The organism is Pseudomonas sp. PS02302, assembly GCF_029959585.1.
GTDB lineage: Bacteria > Pseudomonadota > Gammaproteobacteria > Pseudomonadales > Pseudomonadaceae > Chryseomonas > Chryseomonas aestiva.
The window spans coordinates 1-4,887 of the sequence record NZ_JASCON010000140.1; the positions used below are offsets into that span (position 1 = coordinate 1).

Sequence of the window (4,887 nt, forward strand, 5' to 3'; positions counted from 1 at the left end):
CAAAACATATGTTGGTAACCGGGGGCCCGTGGGTGGGGCTGGGGGGGCCCCACCCCCCACCCCCAACAGTCCGGGGTTGACCCTGGCACCGTTGGTGGGGGCAACCCTCACCCCAGCCCTCTCCCCGAGGGAGAGGGGGCAGTTGGGTCCGGTGCGGGTGGTGGCTTGTCCCCTGGTGTCCCGCTGCCAAGACGTCCGTAGCGTGGAAAACCGCGCAGCGTTTTCCACCGATCAACTGCACCTGGACGTGGATAAGGCTGCGCCGTTATCCACTCTACGCGGCTACCTCCGCTTCCTTTGGAAGAGGGCTGGGGTAAGGGTATTCGATGGCCAATGGACTGTTGGGCTTCGCTGCGCTCAACCCAACCTACCAGGCACCTGCTCACACCGAACTACCCCCTCTCCCCTTGGGAGAGGGCTGGGGTGAGGGTATTCCCGGACAGGCTGATGGCCAACGGACTGTTGGGCTTCGCGACGCTCAACCCACCCTAAAAGGCCCAACCTACGGAGCGCGATCAATTACAGGATATTCAGCGGATACTCGGTGATCAGCCGGGTCTCGGCCACGGTGCCGCCGGTGCTCTGGCTGCCGGAATGCCAGGCCTGGCGCAGGCGGAAGCTCAAGTCCTTGGCCGGGCCGTTCTGCAGCACGTACTTGGCCTCCAGATCGGTCTCGTGTTCCTTGTCGCCGTCGCCATAGAGGCCGGCATAGGCCGAATCGGCGGCCACGTGGCTGCCGTCGATGCCGCTGCCGCGGGTATGCCGCACCATCAGGCTCAGCCCCGGCACGCCGTAGCTTTCCATGTCCAGGTCGTAGCGGGCCTGCCAGCTGCGCTCGCCCGGACCGTTGAAGTCGGAGAACTGCATCGAGTTGCCGAGCAGGATGGAGTCACCGAAGGAACCCGGCACCGGCGCGCCGAAGACCGCGTAGTCGAAGGGCTGGTCGCCATGGATACGCTGGTGGATCAGGGTGAAGGTGTGGGCGCCGGTCTGGAAGGCGGCGGCCAGCGAGCCGGCGGTGTTGGCGATGCTGCCGGCCTTGGCGCTGCCGGCATCCAGGGTGCGATAGAGGTTGGCATCGAAGGTCAGACTCTGCTCGGCCGCCAGCGGTACGACATAGTTGAGGTTGCCGTAGTACTGGTCCCAGACATCCTCGAAGTGCCCGGCATAGAGCGAGGCGCTCAGATGATCGCTGAACTTGTAGACGCCCCCGGCATAGCTGGCCGAGGCCGCTTCCACACCCGCGTAGCCGGCGAAGATGCCGCCGTCCGAACCGGTGGTGCGCGGCGCCGTGGCGGCGGTGAAGTGACCGCCTTCGAGCATCAGGTGATCGACTTCCTGACTCACCAGGCTCCAGCCACGGGCGGTCTGGGGAAACAGCCAGTTGCCGCCCGCCGCCAGCACCGGCGCCGTGGGCTGCTGGTCACCGTACTTGAGCACGGTGTTGGAGACGCGCAGCTTGACCGCCGCCCCGCCCTTGCTGAATTCGCTGCGCTGGCTGCCGTCGCCGTCCACCGGCATGTTCGGGGTGTTGGCGTGGCCATCGCCGCCGTCCAGCTTGAGACCCAGATAGCCATAGGCATCCACACCCACGCCCACGGTGCCCTGGGTGAAGCCCGAGGTGTAGTTGAGCAGGAAGGCCTGGGTCCAGCTGCGCGGATCGCGACTGTTGCGCGCCGCGGCGCCATGACCGTCGCCTTCGTTCTGGCGCAGGTAGTAGTAGTTGCGCAGTAGCAGGGTCAGGTCACCGTCTTCGACGAAGCCCTTGGCATCGGACTGCTGACTGGCCAGGGCGGCACCGCTGAGGAGCAGGCCGGGCACGCCGAGCAGCCAGGTACGCCGACGGGCAAAGGGGGAAAACAGCGATAGCTTCATGGGCGGTTCACTCGGGGATCTCGGTGGGAATCGTTAGGTCGCGAACGAGTTTGCCAGCTAGCGCCGGCGCATACCACTTCGCTGACCGTGGTCATCGTCCGGTCACCTTCCTGTGCTGCGCTGACGGTTCGCCCTCTGCACCCGAGACAACCCATGCCCAGCCAGCCCTTTGCCGTCGATCTCGCCTATCGCCCGCGCCTCGCCGACCTGCGTCCCCTGTTGCCGGCGCAACCCGCCGGTCTGAGAAGCGCCGAGCCGCGCATCACCCCCGCCGCCAGCCTGGCGGATCGCCAGGGTTACCAGGCCGACTTCCTGGGCGCCTTCCAGGTCCCCTGGCCCCGTCCGAGCGCAGCCCTGGCCGGCGACATCTATCCGCTGCCCGCCTCCGGCGATCGCCTGGACTACACCCACTTCTCGGTCACGCTCTCGCGCAGCCGGCGAATGGCGCTCTGGGTCGGCGTCAATATCGACGGCGACCAGCACGTCGAGGTGCCCCGTAGCCGCGATGCCTGGGCCTACGACGGCCGGGTGCCCCTGGAGGCCCAGCTGGGCGAGGCGCTCTATGCCGACAACCTGCTCGACCGCGGTCACCTGGTGCGCCGCCAGGACCCCAACTGGGGGCCCACTGCCACCCAGGCCAACCGCGACACCTTCCACTTCACCAACTGCGCACCACAGATGGCCGCCTTCAACCAGCGGACCTGGCTGGAGCTGGAGGACTATCTGCTCGACAACACCCAGCGCTGGCAGGCGCGCATCACCGTCTTCAGCGGTCCGCTGCTGCGCGCGGATGACCGCCCCTATCGCGAGGCGCGGATTCCCGAGGCCTTCTGGAAGGTGGTGGCCTTTCTCGGTGACGACGGCAAGCCCTCCGCCAGCGCCTATCTCATCGACCAGCGCCGCGAACTCGACGAGCTGTCCATCGCCTTCGGTCGTCTGCGCACCTATCAATGCAGCGTCCTGCGCATCGAGCAGCTGACCGGCATCGACTTCGGCCCGCTGCGCGACCATGACGGCTTTTCCAATGAGGAGCGGGCCACTGGCAGCCCCGTCGAGCGGGCCATCTTCGGCCCAGCCGATATCCTGCTCTAACCCGGCTGCACGCAGGCGCGCGGCAGGCTGTTGCGCACGCCCAGCGCCGCCAGCAGGATCACCCCGCCCAGATAGAGTTCGGCGGCGCCGGCCAGACCCAGCCGCGGCACCAGGGCGCTGACCGCCAGGGCGGGCAGGCAGAACGCCAGGTAACTGAGCACATAGAAGGCGGCCAGCAACCCGGCGCGCTGGGTCGGTTCGGCCAGCGGCAGCAGACTGCGGGTGGCGCCGAGAAAACCGCTGCCAAAGCCGACGCCGGTCACCAGGGTACCCAGGGCGAAGAAACCCAGCTGACCGCTGGCCACCGCCAGCCAGAGCACGGCCGGACCGGCCACCAGGGTGACCGCGCCCAGGCGCAGCAGGCGCATGGGCGGCCAGCCACGCAGACCGTGCAGACAGGCCGCACCGGTGAGCGTCAGACCGGCCACCACCACCCCGCCGACCAGGATCGACGTCGTACCGGTCGCCGCCTTGACCAGCCCCGGCGTCAACGACAGATAGAAGCCGCCCACCGCCCAGACCGCCAGCTCCAGCGGCAATACCCGCCAGAGCGTGGCGCGGGCCTGGGGCGGCACCGCCAGCTGGGGACGCAAGGCGGCGAGCAGGCCCGGCCGGCGCGGTACGCGGTCGGGCAAGCGCAGCAGCGCCAGGCCCTGCAACACGAACAGCAGCAGGAACAGCCGATAGACCAGTTGCAACGGCGCCGGCGCGAATTCCACCAGCAGACCGCAACCCAGCGCGCCGACCGCCATGCCGAGCAGGGGCGTCAGGCTGTTCAACCAGGGGCCGCGCTCGGCATCCACGTCGAGCAGCGCCGCACCCAGGGCACTGGTGGCGATGCCGGTCGCCAGGCCCTGCAGGGCGCGGGCAAGGACCAGATCCGCCAGACCGTGGGCCTGATGGAACAGCAGCATGGAACCCGCCTCCAGCACCAGCGCCGCCAGGATCACCGGCCGGCGCCCCAGGTGATCGGACAGCCGCCCGCCCACCAGCAAGGCGGCCAGCAGGGCAAAGGCATAGACGGCGAACACCAGCGTCAGCCAGAAGGTGGAAAAGCCCCAGGCCTGCTGGTAGCTGGCATAAAGGGGGGTCGGCGCGCTGGAGGCGGCGAGAAAGGTCAGCAGCACCGAGCCCAGCAGCGCCAGGCGTGCGGAGGAAGAGCCGTTCAGCGAAGACATGCCCATACCTTAACGCTAAATAATTGCTTTAAAGCCTGAACCCTTCCCACAGCAAAAGCAATGCGTTTGCGTTAAGAGCCGGGTATCCTGTCAGCATGACCAACAAGCAAGCCCGCCCCGGCGGCCGCAGTGCCCGGGTTCAGCAAGCCATCCACGAGGCCGTCCTGGCGCTCCTGCAGGAGCAGCCCCGGGAAGCCCTCACCGTCCCCCTGATCGCCGCGCGCGCCGGGGTCACGCCTTCGACCCTCTATCGGCGCTGGGGCAATCTGCCCAGCCTGCTGGCCGACGTCGACCTGCAGCGCCTGCGCCCGGACCAGCCGCCAGAGGATACCGGCAGCCTGAAAGGCGATCTCGAACGCTGGCTGGAACACTATGTCGACGACCTCGCCTCCACCCCTGGCCAGGCCATGCTCAGGGACGCCCTCGCCGCCACCGATCCGGGGTGCGCGGTGCGCTGCACCGAACCGACCCGGGAGCGCCTGGAGCTGCTGCTCGAACGCGCCCAACGGCGTGGCGAGCCGGCGCCGCCCCTGGACGCCCTGCTCGACGGCCTGGTCGCCCCGCTGATCTATCGCACCCTGTTCGGCGCCGAACGCCCCGACCTGGCGCTGTGCCTGAAGCTGCTCGCCCGGGTACTGCGGCCAGACCGCTAGGAAAAGCACTGGCCCCTAAACGACGCGGCCCCGCCGGTGGCCCCGACCGGGCGCGGGGCGTTGGCGCGGGGGGCCCCGGGGGCCCCCCG

General features: G+C 68.7%; 4 protein-coding genes. 2 read left to right on the forward strand and 2 right to left on the reverse strand.

Annotated features, from left to right (window positions below):
- Window positions 1-519 precede the first annotated feature (519 nt).
- Window positions 520-1,875 carry an OprD family porin gene (locus tag QMX82_RS25250; protein ID WP_208692227.1) on the reverse strand — a complete coding sequence of 452 codons (1,356 nt, stop codon included), beginning with the start codon at window positions 1,873-1,875 and terminating at the stop codon, window positions 520-522.
- Between the two features lie 153 nt (window positions 1,876-2,028).
- Here QMX82_RS25250 and QMX82_RS25255 point away from each other — a divergent pair, with 153 nt between their 5' ends.
- The gene (locus tag QMX82_RS25255) at window positions 2,029-2,967 is read left to right on the forward strand and encodes a DNA/RNA non-specific endonuclease (protein WP_282288668.1); all 939 of its coding nucleotides are present in this window, start codon (window positions 2,029-2,031) and stop codon (window positions 2,965-2,967) included.
- On the opposite strand, the gene QMX82_RS25260 is transcribed toward QMX82_RS25255, so the two are convergent.
- A complete protein-coding gene (locus tag QMX82_RS25260; RefSeq protein ID WP_282288672.1) occupies window positions 2,964-4,145 on the reverse strand; it encodes an MFS transporter in 1,182 nt (393 codons plus the stop codon). The two genes, QMX82_RS25255 and QMX82_RS25260, sit on opposite strands and share 4 nt — an antisense overlap.
- 95 nt (window positions 4,146-4,240) lie before the next feature.
- Here QMX82_RS25260 and QMX82_RS25265 point away from each other — a divergent pair, with 95 nt between their 5' ends.
- Window positions 4,241-4,798 carry a TetR/AcrR family transcriptional regulator gene (locus tag QMX82_RS25265; protein WP_282288674.1) on the forward strand — a complete coding sequence of 186 codons (558 nt, stop codon included), beginning with the start codon at window positions 4,241-4,243 and terminating at the stop codon, window positions 4,796-4,798.
- Window positions 4,799-4,887 lie beyond the last annotated feature (89 nt).